Origin of the sequence: Streptomyces sp. NPDC001401 (assembly GCF_042895385.1) — a bacterium.
In the GTDB taxonomy this organism is placed as follows: Bacteria; Actinomycetota; Actinomycetes; order Streptomycetales; family Streptomycetaceae; genus Streptomyces.
Genome location: NZ_JBIAWI010000019.1, coordinates 77,346 through 102,462, shown reverse-complemented (window position 1 = coordinate 102,462; position 25,117 = coordinate 77,346). Strand labels below are relative to the sequence as shown.

General features: G+C 70.2%; 24 protein-coding genes. 9 read left to right on the top strand and 15 right to left on the bottom strand.

Annotated features, from left to right (window positions below):
- Positions 1-75: 75 nt before the first annotated feature.
- Both ACFY10_RS43105 and ACFY10_RS43100 read left to right on the top strand, forming a co-directional pair.
- Positions 76-810: a FadR/GntR family transcriptional regulator gene (locus ACFY10_RS43105; protein WP_390670807.1), complete on the top strand. Its 735-nt coding sequence runs from the start codon at positions 76-78 to the stop codon at positions 808-810.
- 85 nt (positions 811-895) lie between these two features.
- The gene (locus tag ACFY10_RS43100; protein WP_390670806.1) at positions 896-1,588 is read left to right on the top strand and encodes a gamma-glutamyl-gamma-aminobutyrate hydrolase family protein; all 693 of its coding nucleotides are present in this window, start codon (positions 896-898) and stop codon (positions 1,586-1,588) included.
- Positions 1,589-1,692: 104 nt separating this feature from the next.
- Here the strand turns inward: ACFY10_RS43100 and ACFY10_RS43095 are convergent, their stop codons facing one another.
- Complete coding sequence (locus tag ACFY10_RS43095) at positions 1,693-2,616, bottom strand: LysR family transcriptional regulator (RefSeq protein WP_390670805.1); 924 nt, start codon at positions 2,614-2,616, stop codon at positions 1,693-1,695.
- A gap of 70 nt (positions 2,617-2,686) precedes the next feature.
- Here ACFY10_RS43095 and ACFY10_RS43090 point away from each other — a divergent pair, with 70 nt between their 5' ends.
- Positions 2,687-3,859 (top strand): TDT family transporter, encoded by a 1,173-nt coding sequence (locus ACFY10_RS43090; RefSeq protein WP_390670804.1) that lies wholly within the window; start codon positions 2,687-2,689, stop codon positions 3,857-3,859.
- Here the strand turns inward: ACFY10_RS43090 and ACFY10_RS43085 are convergent.
- The 4 genes from ACFY10_RS43085 to ACFY10_RS43070 all read right to left on the bottom strand — a co-directional run bounded on the left by ACFY10_RS43085 (position 3,771) and on the right by ACFY10_RS43070 (position 9,393).
- Complete coding sequence (locus tag ACFY10_RS43085) at positions 3,771-4,490, bottom strand: helical backbone metal receptor (RefSeq protein ID WP_390670803.1); 720 nt, start codon at positions 4,488-4,490, stop codon at positions 3,771-3,773. The two genes, ACFY10_RS43090 and ACFY10_RS43085, sit on opposite strands and share 89 nt — an antisense overlap.
- Before the next feature lie 5 nt (positions 4,491-4,495).
- Positions 4,496-5,071: a helix-turn-helix domain-containing protein gene (locus tag ACFY10_RS43080; RefSeq protein ID WP_030945878.1), complete on the bottom strand. Its 576-nt coding sequence runs from the start codon at positions 5,069-5,071 to the stop codon at positions 4,496-4,498.
- 670 nt (positions 5,072-5,741) lie between these two features.
- The gene (locus ACFY10_RS43075) at positions 5,742-8,351 is read right to left on the bottom strand and encodes an ABC transporter permease/substrate binding protein (protein WP_390670802.1); all 2,610 of its coding nucleotides are present in this window, start codon (positions 8,349-8,351) and stop codon (positions 5,742-5,744) included.
- A complete protein-coding gene (locus tag ACFY10_RS43070) occupies positions 8,344-9,393 on the bottom strand; it encodes a glycine betaine/L-proline ABC transporter ATP-binding protein (RefSeq protein ID WP_390670801.1) in 1,050 nt (349 codons plus the stop codon). Before ACFY10_RS43070 ends, ACFY10_RS43075 begins: the two co-directional genes overlap by 8 nt.
- Before the next feature lie 142 nt (positions 9,394-9,535).
- Between ACFY10_RS43070 and ACFY10_RS43065 the strand changes: the two genes are divergently transcribed.
- The 3 genes from ACFY10_RS43065 to ACFY10_RS43055 all read left to right on the top strand — a co-directional run bounded on the left by ACFY10_RS43065 (position 9,536) and on the right by ACFY10_RS43055 (position 11,791).
- Positions 9,536-9,889 carry a hypothetical protein gene (locus ACFY10_RS43065; RefSeq protein ID WP_390670800.1) on the top strand — a complete coding sequence of 118 codons (354 nt, stop codon included), beginning with the start codon at positions 9,536-9,538 and terminating at the stop codon, positions 9,887-9,889.
- Positions 9,890-9,910: 21 nt separating this feature from the next.
- A complete protein-coding gene (locus ACFY10_RS43060) occupies positions 9,911-10,840 on the top strand; it encodes a 5'-3' exonuclease H3TH domain-containing protein (RefSeq protein WP_390670933.1) in 930 nt (309 codons plus the stop codon).
- A gap of 102 nt (positions 10,841-10,942) precedes the next feature.
- The gene (locus ACFY10_RS43055; RefSeq protein ID WP_390670799.1) at positions 10,943-11,791 is read left to right on the top strand and encodes a siderophore-interacting protein; all 849 of its coding nucleotides are present in this window, start codon (positions 10,943-10,945) and stop codon (positions 11,789-11,791) included.
- A 49-nt stretch (positions 11,792-11,840) separates the two neighbouring features.
- Here ACFY10_RS43055 and ACFY10_RS43050 read toward each other — a convergent pair whose 3' ends face one another.
- The 3 genes from ACFY10_RS43050 to ACFY10_RS43040 all read right to left on the bottom strand — a co-directional run bounded on the left by ACFY10_RS43050 (position 11,841) and on the right by ACFY10_RS43040 (position 14,421).
- The gene (locus ACFY10_RS43050) at positions 11,841-12,617 is read right to left on the bottom strand and encodes an ABC transporter permease (protein WP_390670798.1); all 777 of its coding nucleotides are present in this window, start codon (positions 12,615-12,617) and stop codon (positions 11,841-11,843) included.
- Entirely contained in the window at positions 12,614-13,630 is a 1,017-nt protein-coding gene (locus ACFY10_RS43045) for an ATP-binding cassette domain-containing protein (protein WP_390670797.1), read from the bottom strand. The genes ACFY10_RS43050 and ACFY10_RS43045 overlap by 4 nt, the downstream gene beginning before the upstream one ends.
- A gap of 170 nt (positions 13,631-13,800) precedes the next feature.
- Positions 13,801-14,421 carry a PadR family transcriptional regulator gene (locus ACFY10_RS43040; protein ID WP_390670796.1) on the bottom strand — a complete coding sequence of 207 codons (621 nt, stop codon included), beginning with the start codon at positions 14,419-14,421 and terminating at the stop codon, positions 13,801-13,803.
- Between the two features lie 229 nt (positions 14,422-14,650).
- Between ACFY10_RS43040 and ACFY10_RS43035 the strand changes: the two genes are divergently transcribed.
- The gene (locus ACFY10_RS43035; RefSeq protein WP_390670795.1) at positions 14,651-16,189 is read left to right on the top strand and encodes an amino acid permease; all 1,539 of its coding nucleotides are present in this window, start codon (positions 14,651-14,653) and stop codon (positions 16,187-16,189) included.
- A gap of 1 nt (position 16,190) precedes the next feature.
- Here the strand turns inward: ACFY10_RS43035 and ACFY10_RS43030 are convergent, their stop codons facing one another.
- Entirely contained in the window at positions 16,191-16,772 is a 582-nt protein-coding gene (locus tag ACFY10_RS43030) for a GNAT family N-acetyltransferase (protein ID WP_390670793.1), read from the bottom strand.
- Between the two features lie 68 nt (positions 16,773-16,840).
- Between ACFY10_RS43030 and ACFY10_RS43025 the strand changes: the two genes are divergently transcribed.
- Positions 16,841-17,791, top strand: a complete 951-nt coding sequence (locus ACFY10_RS43025) for an RluA family pseudouridine synthase (protein WP_390670792.1) — start codon at positions 16,841-16,843, stop codon at positions 17,789-17,791.
- A gap of 491 nt (positions 17,792-18,282) precedes the next feature.
- A complete protein-coding gene (locus ACFY10_RS43020; protein WP_390670791.1) occupies positions 18,283-19,230 on the top strand; it encodes a terpene synthase family protein in 948 nt (315 codons plus the stop codon).
- A 79-nt stretch (positions 19,231-19,309) separates the two neighbouring features.
- Here ACFY10_RS43020 and ACFY10_RS43015 read toward each other — a convergent pair whose 3' ends face one another.
- The 6 genes from ACFY10_RS43015 to ACFY10_RS42990 all read right to left on the bottom strand — a co-directional run bounded on the left by ACFY10_RS43015 (position 19,310) and on the right by ACFY10_RS42990 (position 24,962).
- On the bottom strand, positions 19,310-20,812 hold the full coding sequence (locus tag ACFY10_RS43015; protein ID WP_390670790.1) for a cytochrome P450: 1,503 nt from the start codon (positions 20,810-20,812) through the stop codon (positions 19,310-19,312).
- A 181-nt stretch (positions 20,813-20,993) separates the two neighbouring features.
- A complete protein-coding gene (locus ACFY10_RS43010) occupies positions 20,994-21,614 on the bottom strand; it encodes an ATP/GTP-binding protein (protein WP_390670789.1) in 621 nt (206 codons plus the stop codon).
- Positions 21,595-22,017 (bottom strand): DUF742 domain-containing protein, encoded by a 423-nt coding sequence (locus tag ACFY10_RS43005; RefSeq protein ID WP_390670787.1) that lies wholly within the window; start codon positions 22,015-22,017, stop codon positions 21,595-21,597. The genes ACFY10_RS43010 and ACFY10_RS43005 overlap by 20 nt, the downstream gene beginning before the upstream one ends.
- Positions 22,014-22,421: a roadblock/LC7 domain-containing protein gene (locus ACFY10_RS43000; protein WP_016434374.1), complete on the bottom strand. Its 408-nt coding sequence runs from the start codon at positions 22,419-22,421 to the stop codon at positions 22,014-22,016. Before ACFY10_RS43000 ends, ACFY10_RS43005 begins: the two co-directional genes overlap by 4 nt.
- Positions 22,418-24,010: a sensor histidine kinase gene (locus tag ACFY10_RS42995; RefSeq protein WP_390670786.1), complete on the bottom strand. Its 1,593-nt coding sequence runs from the start codon at positions 24,008-24,010 to the stop codon at positions 22,418-22,420. The genes ACFY10_RS43000 and ACFY10_RS42995 overlap by 4 nt, the downstream gene beginning before the upstream one ends.
- Positions 24,011-24,326: 316 nt before the next feature.
- On the bottom strand, positions 24,327-24,962 hold the full coding sequence (locus tag ACFY10_RS42990) for a TetR/AcrR family transcriptional regulator (RefSeq protein WP_390670785.1): 636 nt from the start codon (positions 24,960-24,962) through the stop codon (positions 24,327-24,329).
- Positions 24,963-25,117: the final 155 nt, after the last annotated feature.

Below are 25,117 nucleotides of genomic sequence, written 5' to 3'. Positions count from 1 at the left end.
CTGCGCTTTTTTCGGCCGGGCCGGAAGCCATAAGGTATTGCGGAGAACCATTGCTTGGGAAGGGGGTGCGGCGGGATGTCACTGGATCCGGACGGCAGCCTGGAGGACCGGTTGACGCCGGTACTGCGGCCGGTGCGGGCGGGCAACGGCTTCGAGGAGGCACTGGAGCAGATCCTGCAGGTCGTACGGCTGGGCCTGGTGCCGGGGGGCGACCGGCTGCCGGCCGAGCGGGAGCTGGCGGAGCGGCTCGGGATCAGCCGGGTGACGCTTCGGGAGGTGCTCAAGGTGCTGCAGGACCAGGGTCTGGTGGAGTCCCGGCGCGGGCGCTACGGCGGAACGTTCGTCCTGCCCCGCGCGGACGCGGGCGGCGAGGACGAGCTGCGCCGCCGGATCACCGAGGTCGACATCGAGGACGTCCTGCGTTTCCGGGAGGTCCTGGAGGTCGGGGCGGCGGGGCTGTGCGCGACACACGGCCTGGGCGAGGAGCAGGCGGACCGGCTGCGCGAGGCGCTGGCCCGCACGGGCGACGCTCCGCTCGCCGACTACCGCCGCCTGGACACCCTGCTCCACCTCACCCTCGCCGAACTGTGCGGATCGCCGACGCTGACCGCGCAGTACGCGGCGGTCCGGGCGACCGTGAACGACCTGCTCGACTGCATCCCGCTGCTCGTCCGCAACCTGGAGCACTCGCAGCGGCAGCACGTCGCACTGGTGGAAGCGGTCCTCGACGGGGACGCGGACGGGGCACGGGAGATGATGCGGGAGCACTGCGCGGGGACGGCGGCGCTGCTCAGGGGGTTCCTGGCATGAGGGGCCGCGGCCTCGGAGGCCTTGCCTTCGAGGGCACCTCTCAACAAAGGTATGAATCCAATCCTTTGCCGGACCGGGAGGACGCATGGCGGACGGGCCGCTGATCGGCATCAGTACCTATCTGGAGGCCGGGGCGCGCTGGGGCGTGTGGGAGCTGGAGGCCGCGTTGCTGCCGGCCGGCTATCCGCGGCTCCTGCAGCGGGCGGGCGGGCTGGCCGTGATGCTGCCGCCGGACACGCCGGAGCATGCCACGGCGGCCGTCGCGCGCCTCGACGGCCTGGTGATCGCGGGCGGACCGGACATCGAGCCGGTCCACTACGGCGCCGAGCCCCACCCGCGGACCGGCCCGCCGGCCCGCGCCCGGGACGCCTGGGAACTGGCGTTGATCGATGCGGCCCTGGCCGCCCGAGTCCCCCTGCTGGGCATCTGCCGGGGCATGCAGCTCCTGAACGTCGCCCTGGGCGGCACCCTCGTCCAGCACATCGACGGCCACGCGGACGTCGTCGGCGTCTTCGGCCACCACCCGGTCAAGCCGGTACCCGGCACGCGGTACGCCGCCGCCGTCCCGGAGGAGACGCTCGTACCGACGTATCACCACCAGGCCGTCGACCGCCTGGGCACCGGCCTGATCCCGTCGGCGCACGCCGCGGACGGGACGGTGGAGGCGGTGGAACTGCCTTCCGTCGACGGCTGGGTGCTGGGCGTGCAGTGGCATCCGGAGATGGGGGACGATCTGCGGGTGATGCGGGCGCTGGTGAAGGCGGCGACGCCCAGGTGATCCGCCCCGCCAGGGGGCTCCGCCCCCTGGACCCCCGATCGGCCTGAACGGCCTCGTCCTCAAGCGCCGGACGGGCTGAATCGGGCTGAGCCGAATCCAGGTTCCTAGCCCCGCGTCAGCGACAGCAGCTCCCTCGCCGGCCCCACCGGCCGATGCCCCGTCGGCCACACCGCCCGCAGATCCCTGGCCAGCGCGACGCCGTCGACCGGCACCCGCACCAGCCGCCGCATCGCCAACTCCTCCCCCACCGCCAGTTCGCTCAGCACCGCGGGCCCCGCCCCGCTCACCACCGCCGCCTTCACCGCGGTCGTCGACGACAACTCGATCAGGGGCCGCGCCAGACCGCCCAGCGCCGCGTCCAGGACCTGCCGGGTTCCTGAACCCTTCTCGCGGAGGATCAGGGGCGTGGCCGCCAGCTCCGAGGCCTCCAGCGGACGCCGGCGGCGGGCCCACGCGTGCCCCGGTGCCGTCACCACGATCAGCCGGTCGTGGGCGATGACCGCCGAGTCCAGGCCGGGCGGAACACTGACGCCCTCGACGAAGCCCAGGTCCGCCTCGCCGGACAGCAGCCGCTCAGCGACCGCCGCCGAGTTGCCCGCAAGCAGGGACACCGCCGTGTCGGGGCGCTGGGCGCGCAGCGCCAACAGCCAGCCGGGGAGCAGGTATTCGGCGATCGTCATGCTCGCCGCCACCCGCAGCCGGGAGTCACGCCGGTCCCGCAGCGCCTGCGCCCCCGCGTCGAAGGCCTCCGCCGCCTCCACGATCCGCCGCGCCCAGTCCGTGACCAGCGCACCGGCGTCCGTGAGGCGGGAGCCGCGCGGTGAACGGTCGACGAGGGCCACACCCAACTGCCGTTCCATGGACCTGATCCGGCTGCTCGCCGCCGGCTGCGTGATCCCCACCTCCCGCGCCGCCCCGCCCAGACTGCCCAGCCGTGCCACCGCCAGCAGCAGCTCCAGCGCCCCGAGATCCGGCACGCGGTGCCCCAGCGAGACGGCGGGAGCCGGCTGCTCCTCCCTGTTGCTCATAACCCAAGCTTATGCCCTCATAGAGAGATGCTCCCTGGTCGCAAGGGACCGGCAGCGAGACGGTGGGGACATGGTCACCGCAGCCCAGCCCCTTCCGCGTGCCACCGCACGCCCCCCGCGCGCCACGGCCGTCCGTCACCTCGGACCCAATTGGTACGCCGCCGTCATGGGCACAGCCGTCGTCGCCACCGCCGGGTCGGCACTCCCGCTCGGCATCCCCGGCCTGCGCACCGTCTGCGCGGCCGTGTGGGCGCTCTCCCTCGGCCTGCTCCTCGCCCTGCTCGCCGCCCGCGCGCTGCACTGGACGCACCACCGCGACCAGGCCCGCGCCCACCTCCTCGACCCGGCGACGGCACCGTTCTACGGCTGTCTCGCCATGGCCCTGCTGGCCGTCGGCGGCGGCGCCGTCACCGTCGGCCGGGACTGGATCGGGCTGGACATGGCGCTCGTTCTCGACACCGTGCTGTTCATTGCCGGGACGGTGGTGGGGCTCGCGGCCGCCGTCGCCGTCCCGTACCTCATGGCCGTACGGCACAAGGTCGAGCCGGGGCAGGCCACGCCCGTGTGGCTGCTGCCCGTCGTAGCCCCCATGGTGTCCGCGGCGCTCGGGCCGCTCCTGGTGCCGCACCTGCCGGCCGGGCAGCCCCGGGAGACGCTCCTGCTCGCCTGTTTCGCGATGTTCGGGCTCAGTCTCCTCGCGACCCTGCTGATGCTGCCGGTGATCTTCGGTCGGCTGATCGCCGGTGGGCCGCTGCCGCTCGTCCTGACCCCGACCCTGTTCCTGGTGCTCGGGCCGCTCGGGCAGTCCACCACCGCCGTCGGCAAGTTCGCGGACGTGGCACCGGGGGTCGTACCGGCGCCGTACAGCGAGGGATTCGGCGTCCTCGCCGTCCTGTACGGCGTGCCCGTCATGGGCTTCGCGCTGCTCTGGCTCGTGTTCGCCACCGCCCATGTGGTGCGGGCACGGCGGCAGGGCATGGGCTTCGCGATGACGTGGTGGGCGTTCACCTTCCCGGTGGGGACGTGTGTCACGGGTGCCGAGGCGCTCGCCCGGCACACCGGGCTCGTCGTATACGACTGGCTCGCGGTCGGGCTGTACGTCCTGCTCGTCGCCGCCTGGGGCACCGCCGCCCTCCACACGGCGCGCGGTCTGGTCAGCGGAGCGCTGCTCGCAGCGCCTCGCCCAGTACCCGGGGGGCCTCTGCCAACGACGGTCCGTACCATGTCACATGGCGCCCGCTGACGAGGGCGCACTTCAGCCCTGGGAAGGCCTCCGGACCGTCGTCGGCCGTGAAGCGGTACGGCTCGTCCGGCAGTACGACGAGGTCAGGGGCGGCCGCCCGCAGTTCGTCCAGGGGAATCCGGGGATAGCGCTCGGCGTGGGTCGCGTACAGGTGGTCCACGCCCAGGCGGGACAGTACGTCGCCCGCGAAGGTGTCCCGGCCCAGCACCATCCAGGGCCGCCGCCAGATCGGGACCACGGCCGTCGTACGGTGCTCCGGCGGCGGCAGGGCCGCCCAGACCGTCTCCGCCTCGTCGAGCCAGCGGGGGCGGGACTTCGCCCCGCAGGCCTCCAGCACGCGGGCCAGCTCCGCGAGCGCCTGTGGTATGTCACATACCACCGTCACCAGGACCTCGACGCCCGCCGCGCGCAGCGCCGCCAGGTCGGGCCCGCGGTTCTCCTCCTCATTGGCCACCACCAGGTCGGGGGCGAGCGCGAGGATGCGGTCGAGCTTGGGATTCTTCGTGCCGCCGATGCGGGGGACGTCCAGGTCCGCGGGGTGGCTGCACCAGTCCGTCGCGCCGACCAGGGCGCCGGGCACCGAGACCGCGATCGCCTCCGTCAGCGACGGGACGAGGGAGACGACGCGCACCGGCACTACCTCGACCGGTTCTGGACCGCCTCGACGTGCTCGGCCACCGCGACGACGACCACGCGTGTGTCCGACACGGTCGCCCGCCACCGGTGGCGTACGCCGCCCGTCAGGTACAGGGTGTCGCCGCGGCCGAGCCGGTAGGCGCGGCCCTCCGCCTCGATCTCCACCGCGCCGTCGGCGACGTACATCAACTGGTCGTTGCGGTACTGGAATTCGCGGCCCGCGTCATGGTCCCCGGTGAACTCCGAGGCGTGCATCTGGTGGTGACCCCGCACCAGGGAACGCACCCGCGGTTCCGCCGCCGGCTCGGGCTCGGCGCGCACGACGTCGACGCTGCACGCCGGGTCCGCGGCGGCGAGGAGTTCCACTGCGGTTGTGCGCAGGGCGTCGGCGACCTTTTCGAGGGACGTTCTGCTGGGCCGCGCCCTGTCGTTCTCGACCTGGCTCAGGAACGGAACCGACAGGCCGCTGCGCTCGGCCACGACGGCGAGGGTGAGCTGCAGCGCCCGGCGGCGTCGCCGCACGGCCGCGCCCACTCGCAGGGGCTGATCCTTGTGGTCGTCTTTGTGGTCGCCCATCGCTCCGGCTCCCTCCCCAGCTCGTGGTCCGTATGGCGTGGTTCCGCATTCCGTGCACCGGTGTCCGGGTGCGGTACTTCTGATGAGTTCTCTGCACCTTACGCAGGTTCGGCAAACCGTTTCATGCGCCCGTCACATCCCCGTAAACACTGCGTGCGGTCAATTCGCCAACTCTGGCCCGTGGATGAGCTCTCCGGACTTTGCGGGCGCGGATTCCTCCTTCGGGACGAAGCCGCTGACCAGCGGGGCCGCAGGGCCGTCGGGGCCGGTGCCGCGGGCCATGGGGGTTCGGCGCGGGTGCGGCCGTCTCCGGGCGTGCGGATCGCCCTCCGGGCGGCCCGTCCGATGCCGGGATCGCATGCGTACGTCCGCCGGCTCCCGACGTCCGCGGGCCGACGCCCAGTTGGCGTTCCGTGTCGCGGTCCGGCCGGTAACGGCTGGTCAGTTCGATGGTGTCACCATGCACCGGGGTGGTGTCCGGGGTGCCTTCGGCGCGGCCGGCCAGGGTGTACGGCACGGTGCATGTGCGGTCGGCACTTCCGGCCGGGAGGGCGGTGAGGCTTGGGCGATGGCGTAGCGCTATGTGGTTGGCCGGATCCTTTTCGTACGCCCTTCACGCGCGCGTGGGCGGCCCGTCGCGAAACGGACCGCCCACGCGCGCGTGCTCCCGCTACTGAGGTGTCATCCGGCCGGCCACGTCCGGGTGCTCCTTGAGCCAGGCGGCGACGGCCTCCTCCTCGTGGCCCTGGCCGCGCTTGTTGATCTCGGCCTCCAAGCTGCCGAGCTCGTCCTCGCTCATCCTGAAGTTCTTGATCCACTTGGTGAGCTGCGGGTACTGCCCGGGGAACTTCTCGCTGGAAATGGTGCGGATCGTGTTGCCCGCGCCGAAGAGCTTCTTGTCGTCCTTCAGCTTGGTCAGGTCGTACCGGCTGTAGGCCCAGTGCGGCGACCACAGCACCACCGCGACGGGCTCCTTCTTGGCGTAGGCGCGCTTGAGCTCGGCCAGCATCGCCGGCGTGGAGCCGTCGACGACCTTGTACTCCTTGTCGAGGCCGTAGCCGGGCAGGACCTTCGTCTTGAGCAGGTTCATCTCGCCGGTGCCCGGCTCGATCCCGATGATCCTTCCGCCGAAGGTGGACGCCTTGCCCTTGAGGTCCTCGAGGGACTTGACGTCCTTCACGTACGACGGCACCGCGATCTCCAGCGAGGTCGGCCGGTACCAGGTGCCGAGGTCCTTGAGGCTGTCCTTGCTCTTGTCCCAGTAGTTCTTCTGCGCGTACGGCAGCCAGGCGTCGAAGTTGAGGTCGAGGTCGCCGGAGGCGAGGCCGGTGTAGACCGGGCCGACGTCCATCTGCTTCAGGTTGAGCCGGTAGCCGCGCCGCTCCAGGACGTTCTTCCAGAGGTAGGTGACGGCGATGTCCTCGTCCCAGGGGAACCAGGCGACGTTCACGGGCCGCTCGGCCTCGGCGGCGGCCGTGGTGTGCTGCACCGGGGCCAGCTTGTCGACGACACCGGGGTTCTTCTTCAGCCAGGCGCGCACGGCGTCCTGCTGCTTGCCCTTGCCCGCCGTGTTGATCTCGGCTTCGAGGCTGGTGAGCTGCTTCTCGCTCATCCGGAAGTTCTTCAGCCACTTGCCGACGACGGGGTTGTCGCCCGCGAAGCCCTTTCGGGCGACCGTGTGCACGCCGTCGCCCTCGCCCCAGGCGCCCTTGGGATCCTTGAGCTTCTTCAGCTTGTAGTCGTTGTACGCCCAGTGCGGCGACCAGAGCGTGACGACGACCGGTTCCTTCTTGCCGTACGCCCGCTTGAGCTCGGCCAGCATCGCCGGCGTGGAGCTGTCGACGACCTTGTACTCCTGGTCGAGGCCGTAGTCCTTGAGGACCTTGCTCTTGAGCAGGGCCATCTCGCCGGCGCTGGACTCGATGCCGGTGATCTTCCCGCCGAAGGTGTTCGCCTTGCCCTTGAGGTCGTCCAGGGAGTCGATGCCCTTCATGTACGAGGGGACGCTCAGCTCCAGAGAGGTCTTGCCGTACCAGGCGCCGAGGTCGTCGAGCTTGCTGCCGTACTTCTTCCAGTACTGCTCGTGGGTGGTCGGCAGCCAGGCGTCGGTCTGGAAGTCGACGGTGCCCTGGGCGAGGGCGGTGTAGAGCGGGCCGGCGTCGAGCTGCTTGGCATCCACCTGGTAGCCGCGCTGTTCGAGGATCTCCTTCCACAGATAGGTGGAGGCGACGCCCTCGTCCCAGGGGATGTAGCCGATGCTGATCTTCTTGCCCTGGCCGACGTTCTTGCTGTCGGCGACCGGGGTCGAGTCGCTGTTGCCGCCGAAGATGCCCATGCCGCCCGCGACGAGGCCGAGGATCACGACGCCGATCACGGCGACCTGCGGGCGGGGCCGGTACGACCGGATCTTCAGGCCCTGGGCGGCGCGGGCCTTGGCGGCGGCGCGGCGGCCCAGCGGGGAGACGTGGGTGCCCAGGGCGCCGGTCATGCGGTCGAGGTAGATCGCGAGGATCACGATGGCGACACCGGCCTCGGTGCCGAGGCCGACGTTGAGCTGGCCGATGGCCTCGATGACGTCGCCGCCGAGGCCGCCGGTGCCGACCATGCCCGCGATCGCCGCCATGGACAGGCCGAGCATGATGACCTGGTTCACGCCGGCCATGACGGTCGGCAGTGCGAGCGGCAGCTGGACGCGCAGGAGAGTGTCGCGGGGCGAGGTGCCGAACGCCTCGGCGGCCTCGACCAGTTCCTTGTCGACCTGGCGGATGCCCAGCTCCGTCATGCGCACGCCGGGGGCGAGCGCGAAGATCAGGGTGGCGACGATGCCCGGGGCGGGGCCGGTGCCGAAGAACAGGATCGCCGGGATGAGGTAGATCATCGCGGGCAGCGTCTGCATGAAGTCCAGGACCGGCCGGACCAGCCCGCTGACGCGGTCGGAGCGGGCGGCCCAGATGCCCACCGGCACCGAGATCACCAGCGCGATGATCGTGGCGACGAGGACGAGCGACAGGGTCACCATCGCGTCGTCCCAGAGTTCGAGGGAGTCGATGAAGGCGAATCCCACGAAGGTGAGGACACCGGCGAGGGTGCCGCGCAGCCAGAAGGCGAGCACGGCGAAGATGCCCGCGAGCAGCAGGGGTTCGGGGGCCTGGAGGACGGTGCTGATGCCGTCGTAGGTGCCCGAGAAGACGGTCTTGAGGAAGTCGAAGAGCCAGGACATGTGGCCCAGCAGCCAGTCGACGGTGCTGTTGACCCAGTCGCCGAGCGGAATCCTAGGCATGGGCGGCCTCCTCGTTGCCGAGGAAGGCGACCAGGCGCCTGGTCGGGACCACTCCGACGAGTTCTCGTTGCGCGTCGAGGACGGCCACCGGGTGGGTCAACCGGGCGCTGATCGCACAGAGTTCGGTGAACGGCGTGTCGGGCGTCGCGGTCTCGCAGCCGCTCTCGCAGCCGCAGTCGGCCTCGTCACCCCGTACGTCCGTGTCCATGACGGCGGACGCGGTCAGCACGCGGGAGCGGTCGACGTCCTGGATGAAGGAGGCGACGTAGTCGTTCGCGGGCCGCAGCAGGATGTCCTCGGCCGTGCCGGTCTGGACGATGCGGCCGTCGCGCATGACGGCGATGCGGTCGCCCAGGCGCATGGCCTCGTTGAGGTCGTGGGTGATGAAGACGATGGTCTTCTTCAGGGTCTGCTGCAGCTGGAGCAGCTGGTCCTGCATGTCGCGGCGGATCAGCGGGTCCAGAGCGCTGAACGACTCGTCCATCAGCAGCAGGTCGGCGTCGGTGGCGAGGGCGCGGGCGAGGCCGACACGTTGCTGCATGCCGCCGGAGAGCTCGTCGGGCCAGGACTTCTCCCAGCCGGCCAGTCCGCACAGGGCCAGCGCCTCGCCGGCGCGCTGCTCGCGCTCGGCGCGGGGCACGCCCTGCACGGCCAGGCCGTAGGCGGCGTTCTCCAGGACGCTGCGGTGCGGGAACAGCGCGAAGTGCTGGAAGACCATGCTGATCTTCCTCGCGCGGACCGCACGCAGTTCGCGGTCGCCGAGCGCGGTCAGGTCCTGGCCGTCGAAGCGGACGTGGCCGGCGGTCGGCTCCAGCAGGCCGTTGAGCATGCGCAGCAGCGTGGACTTGCCGGAGCCGGACAGGCCCATGACGACGAAGATCTGGCCCGGTTCCACGGTGAAGGAGGCGTCGATCACGGCGGCTGTGGTGCCGTCGGCGCGCAGCTCCTCCCGGTCGGCTCCCTGCCTCAGCCGCTCGACTGCGTCGTCCGGTCGTCTGCCGAACACCTTGTAGAGCTGTGCGGCCTCAAGTCTGGCTGACACGCGTGCCTCTCGTCTTGTGGGGGGTCAGGGAACGAGGCCGCGCCTGCCCCCGGCCGACCAGGGCAAACGCGGGAGTGGTTCAGTTCACAACCAGTGCGTAGGATCGCCGTCGGTGCTTCACATCGGCGTTGGGGGAACGGCTGTGGAACGACCGGACGACAGACGCGCCTCGGCGCTGCGCTTCGCGACGGAGCTGGTGGCCTGGATCGCGACGCCCTGGGCGCTGTGGTCGTACTCCTGGCTGCCTGCCGTGTTGTCGCTGGTGGTGCTGATCGGCCTGCCGACCGTCTTCTCCACGCCGGGCGACAAGGCGAACGTGATCGTGCCGGTTCCGGGCGCGGTCACGATCCTGCTCGTGCTGCTCCAGCTCGGTGCGGCCGTGGTCTCGGCCTGGTGGATCTGGCCCGTGTGGGCAGCCGTCCTCGTCTCCCTCCTGGCCGCCGCCACCCTTGTCACGGAGCGCCCGCGATGGCGGTGGCTGCTCGCCTCCGGGTGACTGTCAGTGGCGTACGGCATGATGCGAAGCGTGACCGGACGACTGATGCTCCTCGACACCGCTTCGCTCTATTTCCGCGCCTACTTCGGCGTGCCGGAGTCCGTGAAGGCCCCGGACGGCACTCCGGTGAACGCCGTGCGCGGGCTCCTCGAATTCATCGACCGCCTGGTCAAGGACCATCGCCCCGACCATCTGGTGGCGTGCATGGACGCCGACTGGCGCCCCCAGTGGCGGGTCGACCTCATCCCCTCCTACAAGGCGCACCGCGTCGCCGAGGAGCACGAGGCGGGGCCGGACGAGGAGGAGGTGCCGGACACGCTCTCCCCGCAGGTGCCCGTCATCGAGGCCGTCCTCGACGCGCTCGGCATCGCGCGCGTGGGCGTCGAGCCGTACGAGGCGGACGACGTGATCGGCACGTTCACGGCGCGGGCGAAGGGCCCGGTCGACATCGTCACCGGCGACCGCGACCTGTACCAGCTGGTCGACGACGCGCGCGGGGTGCGCGTGCTCTACCCGCTCAAGGGCGTGGGCACGCTGCAGCTCACCGACGAGGCGTGGCTGCGCGAGAAGTACGGGGTGGACGGCAAGGGGTACGCGGATCTGGCGCTGCTGCGCGGCGACCCGAGCGACGGGCTGCCGGGCGTGCCGGGCATCGGCGAGAAGACGGCCGCGAAGCTGCTTGCCGAGTTCGGCGACCTGGCCGGGATCATGGCCGCGGTCGAGGACCCGAAGGCGAAGCTCACACCGTCGCAGCGCAAGCGGCTGGACGAGTCGCGGCCGTACGTCGCCGTCGCCCCGAAGGTCGTCAAGGTCGCGGACGACGTCCCGCTGCCGGACGTGGACACGACCCTGCCGCACGCCCCGCGCGACCCGGCGGCGCTGGACGAGCTGGCGGTCCGCTGGGGACTGGGCGGGTCGCTGCAGCGGCTGCTGGCGACGCTGGGGACGTGACGATTCCGCCGACGCACGCTCATCAAGTCTTCATGGGAGAGGTGTTAACTGGGGGAAGATGCTAACTTAGGTAAACCTAAGCTTGGGAACAGGGAGGCCGCCATGGCAGAACGTCCGGCACGGAAGCCGCGGAAGGCCCAGTCCGCGCAGGTCGTCCGCACCGAACGGCTGACCCCGCACATGCAGCGCGTGGTCCTCGGCGGCGAGGGTCTGGCCGGGTTCTCGGCCGACACCTGCACCGACCACTACGTGAAGCTGCTGTTCCCCCCGGCCGAGGGTGTGACCTATCCCGAGCCCTTCGACGTGGAGCGCATCCGCGAGGAGTTCCCGCGCGAACAGTGGCCGGTGACCAGGACGTACACCGTGCGGGCCTGGGACCCGCAGCAGCGCGAGCTGTCGTTGGACTTCGTGATCCACGGCGACGAGGGCCTGGCCGGCCCGTGGGCGGCGCGCGTCCAGCCGGGCGAGACCGTGCACTTCATGGGCCCTGGCGGCGCCTACGCCCCCGACACGAGCGCCGACTGGCATCTGCTCGTCGGCGACGAGAGCGCCCTGCCGGCGATCGCCCGCTCCCTGGAGTCGCTGCCCGACGGTGCCACGGCGCACGCCTTCGTGGAGGTCTCCGGACCCGAGGAGGAGCAGAAGATCGACTCCGACGTGGAGGTCGTCTGGCTGCACCGCGGGGACCGGCCCGTGGGCGAGCTGCTGGTGGAGGCCGTACAGGCGCTGGAGTTCCCGGAGGGCCGCCCGCACGCGTTCGTGCACGGCGAGGCGCACTTCGTGAAGCAGCTGCGCCAACTCCTGCGCTGCGACCTGGAGATCCCGCGTGAGGATCTGTCGATCTCCGGTTACTGGCGGCTCGGCCACAACGAGGACGGCTGGCAGGCCTCCAAGCGGGAGTGGAACGCGCGTATCGAGGCGGAGCAGGAGGGCGCGGCGCCGGCCGCGTGAAGGTCCTGAAGGGGCGGCACCTCAGTGAGGTGCCGCCCCTTCAGTGTGCTCACACCGACCGCTGGTACGACCGGAACGTCCGGATCGACAGCCACACCGCCGCCACCGCGAGCGCCAGCAGCGCCCCGCCGCGGCTGAGCACGTCACCCCAGTCGGGGTGCTCGGACAGTGCCGAACGGCCCGCGACCATCGCCCAGTTGAGCGGGTTGAAGTCGGCGATGTGCCGCATCCAGGAGGGCATCTGGGACGGCGCCATGAAGGCGCTCGACAGGAACGTCAGCGGCAGAAGCAGGAAGGTGTTGATGCCGATGATCGACTCCCGCTCCTGCACCAGCATGCCCAGTGCGTTGGACAGCGCCCCGAAGACCGTGCCGAGCAGCACGGAGGCGAGGACCAGGATCGCGATGCCGCCGATGCCGCCCGGGTAGTCGGCGCCGCCCGCCAGCGCGAGCAGCACGATGACGACCGACTGGAAGGCGGTGACCAGACCGTTGTTGACGACGTTGCCGTTCATCAGCGCGGCCCGGCTGACCGGTGTGGTCAGGAAGCGGTTGAGCGTGCCCCGCTGGATCTCCTCCAAGGTGCCCATCCCGGCCCACATGTTGGAGCTGAGCGCGCTCATCACGACGACGCCCGGCACCAGGTAGTCGAGGTATGTGGTCGTCCCGAAGCCGCCCAGCTCGACGACCTTCTTGAAGAGGTTGCCGAACAGGAACAGCCAGATCACCGGCTGGATCAGCGTGATGATCGCGTACGCGGGCTGCCGTGTGAACACCATGAGTTGACGCTGCGTCATGTACCAGGTCTGGGAGACGGCCGTGCTCATCGCGCACCTCCGGCGAGGACGAGGTTCTCGGTGGCTTCGGCGTCGGCCTCGGAGTAACGGCGGCCGGCGTAACGGAGGTAGACGTCGTCGAGGGAGGGCCGGGCGACGGTCGCGGCGGCCACACCGACTCCGGCGCGCTCCAGGGCCCCGAGCAATGCGGGTACGGCGGCTGCTCCGTCGTCGGCGCGGACGCTGACGCGGCGCCCGTCCACCAGCACCTCGTGCATGCCGGGCAGTGAGCCGAGGGCGCCCTTGAGGAGCGTACGGCCGGCCTCGCCGACCGCCTCCCGCAGCTCCAAGTGGACGGCGTCGCCGCGCAGTTCGCCCTTGAGGGAGTCCGGGGTGCCTTCGACGACGACCCGGCCGCGGTCGACGATGGCGATGCGCTCGGCGAGCCGGTCGGCCTCCTCGAGGTAGTGCGTGGTGAGCAGGATCGTCAGGCCCTCCTCCCCCGCCAGCCGGTCGATCTCGTCCCACATCGCCGTGCGGGCTTCGGGGTCCAGGCCGGTGGTGGGCTCGTCGAGGAAGAGCACCTCGGGCCGGTGCACCAGGCCGAGGGCCACGTCGAGGCGGCGTCGCATACCGCCGGAGTAGCCCTTGACCTGGCGCCCGGCGGCGTCGGCGAGGCTGAAGCGGTCGAGCAGTTCGGCAACGCGCGTGTTGAGCGCGGCGCCCTTCAACCCGTAGAGCCTGCCCTGGAGTTGGAGGTTCTCGCGGCCGGTGGCGACCGGGTCGGCGCCGGAGCTCTGGGCGACCACGCCGATCGCGCGACGCACCCGGTCCGGGTGGCGCAGCACATCGTGCCCGGCGACTGCGGCGGTGCCCGAGTCGGGCTTGGCCAGGGTGGTGAGGATCTTGACGGTGGTGGACTTGCCGGCGCCGTTGGGTCCGAGGAGCCCGAAGACGGTGCCCGGTTCGACGGTGACGTCCATGCCGCACAGGGCGGTGACCTCACCGGCGTAGGTCTTGATCAGCTGGCGCGCCTCCACTGCGGGCGCACGGGTAGCACTCACGACTGCTCTCCTGAATGAGCGGATGACAACTGATCCGTCCGCATGAAGAGCGCCGGGCTATCCTGGGTGTGCCGCACCTCGATCGCCTGGAGCCGCTTCACGGCGGATTCAGTTCGGGGTTCGAGACCCCGGCAGAGCTGCTGCAACAGCTCGGTCGGGGTCGTTTCTCGTTATGTGAACTCCGGTGGCAGCTCCCCCGTTTCGTGGAAGTGGCGCCACCCGTCGACGCCCGGCAGCGAGCCCTTCTCGATCTCCTCCAGGAAACCGCGGACCCAGTCCGCCTGCGCCTCGACCATGTGCAACTGGTACTCGACCTCGACGAGGAAGAGCCGCGGGAGCGTCTCGTAGAGCTTCTCCAGCGCCGCGCGCCCGCTCGCCACCTCCACCTCGAGGTTCTGCAGCCGCTCCGCGAGCAGCCGCACCACGTCGTCGGGAGGCAGGGCCCCGAGCAGCGACAGCGCGGTCTCGAAGATCGGGAACTCCTTGGCCGGGACGGCCAGCAGATCGGACAGCCAGTCGGCCATCTCCTCCCGCCCCGCCTCGGTGAGCCCGTAGACCGTGCGCTCGGGCCGGTTGCCCTGCCGCTCGACGTCGGCGACCTCGACGAAGCCGTGCTTCTGAAGGTTCTGCACGACCGTGTAGAGCGAGCCGTACTTGATCTTCGTGCTGACGTCCTTGCCCTGCCTGCGCAGGGTCTGGGCGATCTCGTACGGATGCATCGGCTTCTGCCAGAGCGTGACCATCACGGCAAGAGCCAGCGGATTGCTGAGCTTGCGGCGCTTCATCGCCATGACGATCACCTCGCTTACGAATATCCGTGGCCGAACATATCGCGATCCACGGCCAGCCGTCAATACACACGATGTATCGCGTTTCGGTGTGCATAGCAAGGGCGTGAGGACTTGGGCCCGCCGTGGACATGGCGGCGTGACGCGCACGAAACAGCCCGTCCCTAATTTCTGTCGCCTGACAGGAACTCCGCGCCACTCTCCGCTCCCCGCGCCGAAGGCAGGTGCCGCCGTGACGACAACCACCCCCTCCGACGTACGCCCCGACCCGCCGCACTCCCCCGACGACGGCTCCCTCGCGGAGTTCGGCTACCGCCAGGAACTGCACCGCAGCCTGGGCCGGTATGCGTCCTTCGCGGCCGGGTTCTCCTTCATCTCCGTCCTGACCACCGTCTTCCAGTTCTTCGCCTTCGGGTACGCGTTCGGCGGCCCCGTCTTCTTCTGGGCCTGGCCGGCGGTGCTGGTCGGGCAACTTCTGGTCGCCGCGTGCTTCGCGGAGCTGGCCGCCCGGTATCCGATCTCGGGCGCCATCTACCAGTGGTCCTCGAGGCTCTCGAACCTCACCTTCGGCTGGTTCGCCGGCTGGATCATGGTGATCGGGCAGATCGTGGTGGTCGCGGCGGCCGCGCTGGCACTCCAGATGGTGCTGCCGGCGATCTGGTCGGGCTTCCAACTGGTGGGCACCGACCCGACGGTGACGTCGCAGGACGGCGCGGCCAACGCGGCCGTCCTCGGGGTGATCCTCCTGGTCCTCACCACACTCGTGAATATCGTGGACAACCGCGTGCTGTCCGTGATCAACCGGGTCGGCGTGACGGCCGAGATCATCGGCGCGGTCCTCATCATCGTGCTGCTGCTCACCCACTCCGAGCGCTCCCCCGGCATCACCTTCCACACCACGGGAGCCGCAAGTTCCGGTCTGTTCGGGGCACTTGCCGTGGGTTCCTTCACGGCGGCGTACGTGATGATCGGCTTCGACAGCGCGGGCGAGATGAGCGAGGAGACACACAATCCTCGGCGTACGGCGCCCCGCACGATCCTCACCGCGCTCGGCGCCGCGGGCCTGCTCGGCGGCCTGGTCATCCTCGGCGGCCTGCTCGCCGCGCCCAGCCTGACCGACGGTCACCTGGGCGTCGACGGTCTGAGCTACGTCCTGACCAGCCGCCTGGGCGACGGGGTCGGCAAGGCCCTGCTCGCCGACGTGGTGGTGGCGATCGCGGTGGCCACCCTCGCCATCCAGACCGCGGCCTGCCGGATGCTGTTCTCCATGGCCCGCGACGGCCAGCTCCCCTTCGCCCGGCGTCTCGCCCGCGTGAACCCGCGCACGGGCATGCCGAGCGCCCCCGCTCTCGTCGTCGGCGTCCTCGCCGCGGCCCTCCTGCTGCTCAACTTCGCCTCCCCGGACGCGTTCCTGGCCATCGGCACCACCTGCATCGTGATGCTGTACCTGGCGTACGCGATGGTCACGGGCCCGCTCCTGATCCGCCGCCTGCGCGGCGAGTTCACCCCCGAGGGCACGGACGAGACGGGCGGCAAGCTCTTCTCCCTGGGCCGCTGGGGCATCCCGGTCAACGCCCTAGCCCTCCTCTACGGCCTCCTCATGACGGTCAACCTGGCCTGGCCGAGGGCGGCGGTGTACGACCCGACGGGCGGGCACTGGTACTTCCAGTGGTTCACGGTGCTGTTCCTGGGCGCGACGGTGGTGCTCGGCGTGGGCTGGCGGGCGTATCGGAGCCGTACGACCGCGGCTGTGCCCGAGGCGGCCGTATAGGTCAGGCGCCCCGCACGCGCGCGTGGAGGTGCATGTCGTGCCAGCCGTCCGGGTGGAGGAAGGCGCTGCGCTTGATGCCCTCCAGAGCGAAGCCGGTCTTGGCGGCGACACGGCAGGAGGCCTCGTTGGCGGTGGCGTGCAGGAGTTCGAGGCGGTGGAAACCGATCTCCTCGAAGGCCCAGCGGGTCAGGGCGGCCGTCGCGCGGGCGGCGACGCCCCGGCCACGGGCCGCCGCCGTCGTCCAGTACGCGACCTTGGCCAGGCCGTCGACGAGCACGATGTCGCGCAGCGCCACCCGCCCCAGCAGCCGGTCGCCGTCCGCGTCGACCACGGCCCACTGGGCGATGCGTTCCGCCTCCCACTGCTTCAGCCACCCCTCGATCCAGCCGGCGGCCTCCGCCTGCGAGCCGCTGGCCATGAGGTGCCACTGGTGCATGAGCGGGTCCTGGAAGGCCTGGTGGACGGCCGGCGCGTCCTCGGTCCGCCAGGGGCGCAGGACCAGCCCGTCGCCGGTGGGGAGCACGGGCTGCGGGGTCCGGGCAAGGGCTCCGGCGGGCAGGACGGGGCTCGTGGTGTAGGGCATGATCCGCATCCTGCCCCCGGGGCGCGGCCGGTCCAACGGGTTTTCCCGGCGCCGTACGCTTGATCGTGATGCGACGCAAGCCACGGATCCCGCCCTCTCCCCTGCCACAGCGGCAGGGGGTGGATCCGGTGCGGGTGCGGCTGCCCTTCGGGGGCCCGTGGGCCACCGTCCGCGAGCACCTGGTGCAGCGGCTGTCCGGCGCGGGGGCCGGTGTCGTGGACGGGATGTTCGACGCGGGGAAGATCGTCGGGGCCGACGGGCGGGCCGTGGCGCCCGACGCGGCGTACGAACCCGGCATGTTCGTGTGGTTCCACCGGGAGCTGCCCGACGAGGTGCCGGTGCCGTTCCCGCTGGAGGTCGTGCACCGCGACGAGCACATCGTCCTCGTCGACAAGCCGCACTTCCTCGCCACCACCCCGCGCGGCAGCCATGTCACGCAGACCGTGCTCGCCCGTCTGCGCCGGGAACTGGGCATCCCCACGCTGGGCGCAGCCCACCGCCTGGACCGGCTCACCGCCGGGCTGGTGCTGTTCACGGTGCGGCCCGAGGAGCGGGGGACGTACCAGTCGCTGTTCCGTGACCGGCGCGTGGGGAAGGAGTACGAGGCGCTGGCTCCTTACGATCCCGGGCTCGCCCTGCCCCGGACCGTGCGGAGCCGGATCGTGAAGGAGCGGGGCGTGCCGGCGGCCTACGAGGTGGCGGGCGAGCCGAACGCCGTCAGCCGCGTCGAGCTGATCGAGCACAACACGCACGGCCTCGGCCGGTACCGGCTGACCCCGAGCACCGGGCAGACCCATCAGCTGCGCGTCCACATGAACGCGCTGGGGGTGCCCATCCTCGGCGATCCGCTCTACCCCGTGGTGACCAGCCCCGTGCCGACCGGTGACTTCCGGCGGCCCCTCCAACTGCTGGCCCGGGCACTGGAGTTCACCGATCCCGTCACGGGGGCGGAGCACCGGTTCCGCAGTGCGCGAACCCTCGAGGCCTGGAGCTCCTACGGCGACTGGGCCGCTGCGTAGCCGTGCCTCGACCGTCACAACTGCCGCGCGTGGCCCACCAGTTGACTTGCACAGCTATGAACGAATCGGCACCAACTCTTTCGGATCGAGTCCACACATGACAACATTTCAACCAAGTGCGCCCCTCGTGTGCCGTCGTACGCTCCTTCTACGCTCCTTCACGGGGACCTGGGTCGCGCGCACGCTTGGGATTACAGCGAGAAGTGGGATGTTCTTGCGGAGGCTCGGGTCATGGCACCAAGTCGCGTTGCGGTCGAGGCAGTAACCCCGGACATGCCGGCTTGGAAGGGCTCTGCATTACCCGCGAAACCCACTTTCACCGGCTGCCCTTCGACGGCTACGTGGACTCAGTCGCGCAGTGCCGACGGATAAACGTGCCGTGACGCCATCCCATGGATGGCCTGTCCAGTTCCGCGCTTCCCACGCCCCGTGTTCGAGGGAGATGCTCGCCAACAAGATCGTCAGCCACTCTTCGTGATGAGGACATCGCTATGCCGACTCTTGAGCTCGACGTACCGTTCGCCCTGCGGACAAACCCCCGGCTGGAAAAGGCTCTCCCAGGACATGTGCAGCGGCTGTGGAGCTTCGGCCTGCCGGAGAAGGTCTACCTGGCGCAACGGTGCCCCGACATCGTCGGAGGGTGGTGGCCCGAGGCACATGGCGATGACCTGGACTTGGGGCTGGACTTCTTCGCCTGGCTGTTCCTGGTCGACGATGCCTTCGACGGCCTCAACAAACAGGACGCAGAGAAGCTGATCAAGACGTTCACCGGCGTCGTGGAGGGTGCCGGCGGCAATGGCGACAGCCGGGTCGACTTCTTCGCCGATGTGTGGGCCCGCCAGTGCAAGGGGATGTCAGCCCGGTACTGCCGGCGCGCGGCGGACAACTGGACGAAAGTGTTCGACGCCCTCCTGACGGAGGTTGTGAACATGTCGGAGGGCCACTTCCCCACGATCGAGGAGTACCGAAGTATCCGGTACCGATCCGGATACATGCCCCCCATACTCGATATGACCGAGCGCCTGCGGGGTTTCGAGCTGACGCCGGAGGTATATGCCGACCCGGTATTCCAAACCCTCTACGACGCGAATGTGTGGTGTCTCAACCTGGTCGATGACCTCTTCTCGTTCGAGAAAGAGGCGGCTCAGGGAGAGCCTCACAATATGGTGCTCGTCGTCGAGCGTGAGCGTGGCTGCTCGCGTTCGGAGGCGGTCGATGCGGTGGTGTCCATGCTGGGTGACCACCTCGCCGACTTCCTCACGGCTGAGGCCCGGCTGTCGGCCGCACTGGAGGCCCGCGGCGTCTCGCTGACGGACCGGGCGAACACCTACGCCTTCGTCGACGACCTGCGATCCAGCTGCGCGTCCTCCTACTACTGGTGCCGCAGCTCTCCCCGATACACCGGGGAGATGGAGTGGCTGAGCTTCCGCGACGACTGAGCACGGATGCGCCGGCCGGTGACTTCCAGTGCCCGCTCCAACTACTGGCGCGGGCACTGGAGTTCAGCGACCGGGCCGGTCAGTAGCCGCGCCACCACAGCCGGAAGCGGCGCCAGGCGCCCTTTCGGCGGGCCGGTTCCTCCGGTGCCGGCGCGGCCGGCTGGGGCGCCGTAGCCGGCTGGGTGGGTGCGGCCGGCTGCGGCTCCGGGGCAGCGGCGGCCGGCTCGGGCTGCGTGGTGCCGATCTGCCAGTCGGTGCGCTGCGGCGGGACGAGGGCGGGGCCGGGCAGCGCCTTGACCTCCTGCTGGGGCTTCGGCTCGAAGCGGACCGGCAGTTCCACCAGGTGCCGGTTCGAGATGGACGCCCGCCAGCGCAGCTCGTTCTCCTCGCAGGCGAGTTGAACGTCCGGGAGGCGGGTCAGCAGCGCGTCGACGCCGACGTCGGCGATGGCGCGGCCGATGTCCTGGCCCGGGCACTCGTGCGGGCCGCCGCTGAAGGCGAGGTGGGAACGGTTGCCCATCATGTTGGCCGACGGGTCGGGGCGTACTCGCGGGTCGACGTTGCCCGGCGCGATGCCCAGCAGGAGGCCGTCGCCCTTGCGGATGCGCTGACCGCCCAGCTCGGTCTCCTGCGTGGCGAAGTAGCCCAGGATGGTGCTGAACGGCGGCTCGTCCCACAGGGACTGCTCGACCGCCTGGGGCACCGTCATCTGGCCGCCGTTGAGCTGGGCACGGAACCCGGGGTCGGTGAGCACCACTCGCAGTACGTTGGCGAGGAGGTTGGCGGTGGACTCGAACGCGACGATCAGGACGACGCGCAGGTGCTGGCTGACCTCCTCGTCGGTGAGCCCTGCCGGGTGGTTGATCAGATGGCTGGTGAAGTCGTCCTCGGGTTCGGCACGGCGGCGGACGGTGAGCCGCATCAGGGTGTCCATGATGTATTGGTTGCTGGCGATGGCGGTCTCGGTGCCCTTGAGCATGTCCCGGGCGGCCTGCACGATCCGGTCGTTGTACTCGTCGGGCATGCCGAGGATCTCGCACATCACCGCCATCGGCAGGTGCTCGGCGAACTGACTGACCAGGTCGGCCCTGCCCTCCTTGCAGAACTTGTTGACGAGGTGCTGGGTCGCGCGGTTGATATGGCGGCGGATGCCCCGGTGGTCGATGGTCGACATGGCGCCGGTGACCGCGCCGCGCAACCGCAGATGCTCGTCGCCCTCGGCGTGGCAGCAGATGGGCTGCCAGGCGATGTGCGGCATGAGCGGGTGATCCGGCTTGATCGTGCCGTCCTGCAGGGCGGTCCACAACCGGGTGTCCCGGCTGTACTGCGAGGGAGTGCTCACCATGTGCAGGTTCTCGCTGTGGCCGAGCACCACCCACATCGGCACGTCCTCGTGCAGCAGCGCGGGAGCCACGCTGCCGTGCTCGGCGCGCAGCTTCTCGTACACGGCTCCGAGGTCCTCGGCCTCGGGGCCGTAGAGCCGTCGCAGCCCGCCGGCGCCGATGCCGTGCGCGGGGCAGCCGGGGGGCGGGCCGGCCATGGACTCGTCCGTACCGGTCGGGGAGAGGGGTTCAGGCGTCACGATGCTCGCTCCGAAGCTGAAGTGAATCCGGTGTACAGGAGGTGATGGGGTCCCCCGGGTCCGGGCGGTTCGAGCGAGGCCGGGAACGTGGGGGAGGTCGTGCGCGGGACGGGGACGGGCGGGCCGTACGGCTCGGGGACGGGACGGGGCTGCGTACGGCTCGGCTCGATCCGTGCGGGTGTCAGGTGGGGGCCTTCGCCCTCGCCAGGGAATGCAGGAAGCGCAGCAGCGTCATCAGGACGTCCCGGCTGGAGGCCCGGCGGCGCGCGTCGCAGTCGATGATCGGGATCTCCTCGGCCAGGTCGAGCGCGGTGCGCAGATCGGAGATGGGGTAACGAGGCGCGTCCGGGAAGGAGTTGACGGCGACCACGAAGGGCACGCCGCGCTCCTCCAGCCGCCCTATGACGTCGAAGCTGACCTCGAGCCGGCGGGTGTCGATCAGCACGACCGCGCCCAGCGCGCCCTCGAACAGGCCGTTCCACAGGAACCAGAAGCGTTCCTGACCGGGCGTGCCGAAGAGGTACAGCACCAGCTGGTCGGTGATGCTGATGCGGCCGAAGTCCATGGCCACGGTGGTGGCCGTCTTGGTCTCGGAGCCGTAGTTGTCGTCGACCCCGACGCCGGCCTGCGTCATGGTCTCCTCGGTGGTCAGCGGCCTGATCTCGCTGACCGAGCCGACCATCGTCGTCTTGCCGACTCCGAAGCCGCCCACGATCACGATCTTCACCGCGGCCTGGGCCGTGTGCGGCAGATGATCCTCTGTTCGTGGTCCGGGGATGGTGTCAGAGCCTTTGAAGTCCATGCATCACCGCTTCGAGGAGGGAACGGTCGGGTAGCGCCTGCCGCACGATCGGGGCGCGCGCCTGCACCAGTTCTGCCGTCAGCATGTCGGTCAGCAGTACGGTCACCACGCTGAACGGCAGGCTCAGATAGGCCGAGAGCTCGGCCACCGACAGGGGGGCCGTGCAGAGCCGGAGCATCGCCGTCTGCTCCGGAGGGGCGGAAGGCGGCGGGTCGGCGCGCGCCACGATTAACGTGACCAGGTCGATGTCGGCGCGCTCCCCGTCAGGCCCGGCGACGACGTAGAGCCGCTCCGGGGCCTTCTCGTCTCCCTCTTTGCCTTTGCCTTCTTTGAAGAGGGGTGTCGGGGGAGGTGTCGCGGTTTCCTGACCGGGATGTCGCCGCCGGCGTTGCGGAGGAGTCATACGGTCTGCCCGTTGCGCCGGGGCGGACTGGTGAGATGGGCCCCGATGCGTACGACGAGATCACGCATGCGGTTGCTCATCAGGCCGGGTTCGGCGACCACGTCGGAGAGCACCGCGAGGTAGGCGTTGGCTCCGGCGGCCATCAGATAGAAGTAGCCGCCGTTGATCTCGATGATGACCAGCTTCATCCGGCCGTCGCTGCCCGGGATCTCGTGGGCGACGGCGCCCGCCAGGCTCTGGAGTCCCGCGCAGGCCGCGGCGACGCGGTCGGCGGCGTCCGGATCACCCCCGTAGCGAGCGATGCGCAGACCGTCGGCGGAGAGCACCACGATCATCTCGATGCCCGGTACTCCGTCGGCGAGATCCTTGAGCATCCAGTCGAAGTTGGCTCGCTGCTGGATCACTTGTGGTCCCTCTCGTCGTCGGCCTCGATATGGGCCGGCTCGGTGGTCGGCTGCGTGAATGCGGTCGGGTCCGGGTCGCCCTTGAGGCCCTCCCAGAACGCCTCGACCCACAGCCCGGGTTCGGGTTCCTTCGTCTCCGGCTCCGGTTCCGGCACGGGCGTCGCCCAGGCGGGCCGGGTCGCCCGGGCCTCCCGCTCCGCCTCTTCGGCGGCGGCCTGTTCGGCGAGCCGCTGGCTGAGCGGGATCTTGACCCGGCTGCGCCGCTGCGGCAGGCCGCCCGCGGTCCACTCGGTGACCTCGGGGACCTCGTCCTCCATGGACACGCCGGCCGGGATGCGCGGGCTGGTGGGACGCCGCCGCTTCGGTGCGCGCTTGGGACCTTCGAGCGCACCGAGTTCGAGTTTGGGCGCCGCGGTGGCGCCGATGCCGTGGGCGAGGCCGGGAGCGAAGTCGCTGGTCATCATCGCGCGCGGCACCACGAGGACGGCGCGGACACCGCCGTATGCGGAGGAGCGCAGCGAGATCTGCATGTCGTACGCCTTGCACAGGCGGCCCACGACGGCCAGGCCCAGTCGGGGGGAATCGCCGAGTTCCTGGAGGTCGACGCCGGCCTTGGCGCGCTCCAGCATGGACTCGGCCTTGGCGCGGGCCTCCTCGCTGAGGCTGACGCCGGCGTCTTCGATCTCGATGGCGATGCCGGTCTGCACCTCGGTCGCGATGACGTGCACCTTGGTCTGCGGCGGCGAGTAGCGCGTGGCGTTGTCGAGGAGTTCGGCGCAGGCGTGGATGACCGGCTCGACGGAGATGCCGCTGATGTTGACCTTGGCGATGTTGTCCAGCGAGATGCGCCGGTACTCCAGGATCCGGGACATGGCGCCGCGCAGCACGCTGTACAGCGGAACGGGCTGCGGCCACTGGCGTCCGGGGCGGCCGCCGCCGAGCACCGCGATGGAGTCGGCGAGGCGGCCGATCAGCGCGGTGCCGTGGTCGATGCGCAGCAGGTCGTCGAAGACCTCGGGGTTGCGGCCGTGGTCCTCCTCCATCTCCCGGAGTTCCTTGGCCTGTTGGTGCACGATCGCCTGGACGCGGCGGGCGATGTTGACGAAGGAGCGCTGCGAGGAGTCCCGCAGGGCTTCCTCGGTGTCGATGATGTCGAGCATCCGCTTGACCAACGCCACCTGGGCCTTGGGCAGTTCGCGGTAGGCGGGGTCGATGTCGCCGAGTTGGCGGATCACCTCTCTGGGCGAATTCCCCCCGCGCAGGTAGTGGATGGTGGTCGGCACGATCTCGTGCGCGAGGCGGTGCATCTCCTGGTCGTGTCCGGCGATGCGCCGTTCCATGTACGCACGGTGACGGGCGCTCTCCTCGCGCAGGGCCCGCAGGGTGCGGCCGCGGCGTACCGCTTCGGCCGTCGTCGCGACCACCAGAAGCGTGGCGATGGCACCGCACCAGACGACGGCCACGCGGGCCGGCACGGTCACCAGGGCGACGGCTGCTCCGGTCGCTGCGGCCATCAATATGGCGGGCAGCAACAGAACGCGCGCGTAAGGAAGTTCACGGCGCCCGGGAGGGGATTGAACACTCACCATGTAGGCCCTCTGAAAAGGATCGGCTGGGTGTCTGGGGAGCTTGCAAGTGGGGTACGCATGGGACTGCGCTGGATCTTCGGTATTTTTGGGAACAAGCGCACGAATACACCTCAACTCGGTGCGCTGCGGGCGAGCTTAGTCCGACCGGATCATCGCCGTGTCATATTCAGCAAGCACCTGAAATGGGCCCGACCCAAGGGGTACTCTCGGCTCCATTTGCACACTCAGCCTCTGTTCGAACACGGTGCGTCACTGCGTACGGGCGTACGAAAATCACTCACCGTGACGGGTGAAGACCAGCTTGCCTGGTGCTCGTTCAGACGCCGGCGATCCGCAGGGCCGCGTCCGCCGTGGCCTCGGCGAACACCGACACCGGGCGCTCGGGGTCGGAGCGGTGCACGAGGATCACGCCCTCGATCAGACCGAACAACAGGTCCGTACGGAGATCGAGCTCGCTCTTGGCGAGCACGCTCCCGGCGGCCGTGCCGGCCAGCAACTGCCGGTAGGCGTCCTTGAGTTCGGCGCGCACGGCATGGAAGCCGGCGAACCGCTCGGCGCGCACCTCGGGCAGCAGATAGAGCCCGCCGAGGTTGTGCGGGCCGCCGCACAGCAGCTCCACGTCCGTCCGGCACAGCTCCCACAGCCGGTCCTCGGGCGGAGTCGCGTCGTCGGCCAGGAGCTGTCGGGCGTAGGTCAGCGAGGGCGTGACCGTGGACTCCAGCAGCTCGGCGAGGAGCTCCTCCTTGCCGGAGACGTAGTGGTACATGGAGGCCTGCCGCATACCCGCACGCTCAGCGACCGCACGGGTGGTGGTGGCCGCGTAGCCACGGGTGGTGAACAACTCCGCGGCGGCCGCGAGCAGTTCGTCACGGGGCTGCAGACCGCTGTCCGGCCGCTGTGCGGCCCGCGGCCTGCCGACCCGGCGGCCGCCTCCTCCACCCGGCGTTCCCATGCGTTCGATCCTCGCACACGGCCAGGCAGGACGATCTCCTGACGAGCTCCGGGCGGCCTTCGTGAGGGCTCGGTAACCCAGCGGCAACGCGCGGGCAATGCCCGCGACCCGCCCGCCTCCTAATTTCTGTCGGGCGACAGAAATAACCCGGGAAG

What these genes read in the sequence shown, in the direction of transcription:
- ACFY10_RS43105 (WP_390670807.1), top strand. Translation starts at nt 76, where the DNA reads ATGTCACTGGATCCGGACGGCAGCCTGGAGGACCGGTTGACGCCGGTA.
- ACFY10_RS43100 (WP_390670806.1), top strand. Translation starts at nt 896, where the DNA reads ATGGCGGACGGGCCGCTGATCGGCATCAGTACCTATCTGGAGGCCGGG.
- ACFY10_RS43095 (WP_390670805.1), bottom strand. Translation starts at nt 2,616, where the DNA reads ATGAGCAACAGGGAGGAGCAGCCGGCTCCCGCCGTCTCGCTGGGGCAC.
- ACFY10_RS43090 (WP_390670804.1), top strand. Translation starts at nt 2,687, where the DNA reads ATGGTCACCGCAGCCCAGCCCCTTCCGCGTGCCACCGCACGCCCCCCG.
- ACFY10_RS43080 (WP_030945878.1), bottom strand. Translation starts at nt 5,071, where the DNA reads ATGGGCGACCACAAAGACGACCACAAGGATCAGCCCCTGCGAGTGGGC.
- ACFY10_RS43075 (WP_390670802.1), bottom strand. Translation starts at nt 8,351, where the DNA reads ATGCCTAGGATTCCGCTCGGCGACTGGGTCAACAGCACCGTCGACTGG.
- ACFY10_RS43060 (WP_390670933.1), top strand. Translation starts at nt 9,911, where the DNA reads ATGCGAAGCGTGACCGGACGACTGATGCTCCTCGACACCGCTTCGCTC.
- ACFY10_RS43055 (WP_390670799.1), top strand. Translation starts at nt 10,943, where the DNA reads ATGGCAGAACGTCCGGCACGGAAGCCGCGGAAGGCCCAGTCCGCGCAG.
- ACFY10_RS43050 (WP_390670798.1), bottom strand. Translation starts at nt 12,617, where the DNA reads ATGAGCACGGCCGTCTCCCAGACCTGGTACATGACGCAGCGTCAACTC.
- ACFY10_RS43040 (WP_390670796.1), bottom strand. Translation starts at nt 14,421, where the DNA reads ATGGCGATGAAGCGCCGCAAGCTCAGCAATCCGCTGGCTCTTGCCGTG.
- ACFY10_RS43030 (WP_390670793.1), bottom strand. Translation starts at nt 16,772, where the DNA reads ATGCCCTACACCACGAGCCCCGTCCTGCCCGCCGGAGCCCTTGCCCGG.
- ACFY10_RS43025 (WP_390670792.1), top strand. Translation starts at nt 16,841, where the DNA reads ATGCGACGCAAGCCACGGATCCCGCCCTCTCCCCTGCCACAGCGGCAG.
- ACFY10_RS43020 (WP_390670791.1), top strand. Translation starts at nt 18,283, where the DNA reads ATGCCGACTCTTGAGCTCGACGTACCGTTCGCCCTGCGGACAAACCCC.
- ACFY10_RS43010 (WP_390670789.1), bottom strand. Translation starts at nt 21,614, where the DNA reads ATGGACTTCAAAGGCTCTGACACCATCCCCGGACCACGAACAGAGGAT.
- ACFY10_RS43005 (WP_390670787.1), bottom strand. Translation starts at nt 22,017, where the DNA reads ATGACTCCTCCGCAACGCCGGCGGCGACATCCCGGTCAGGAAACCGCG.
- ACFY10_RS42995 (WP_390670786.1), bottom strand. Translation starts at nt 24,010, where the DNA reads ATGGTGAGTGTTCAATCCCCTCCCGGGCGCCGTGAACTTCCTTACGCG.
- ACFY10_RS42990 (WP_390670785.1), bottom strand. Translation starts at nt 24,962, where the DNA reads ATGGGAACGCCGGGTGGAGGAGGCGGCCGCCGGGTCGGCAGGCCGCGG.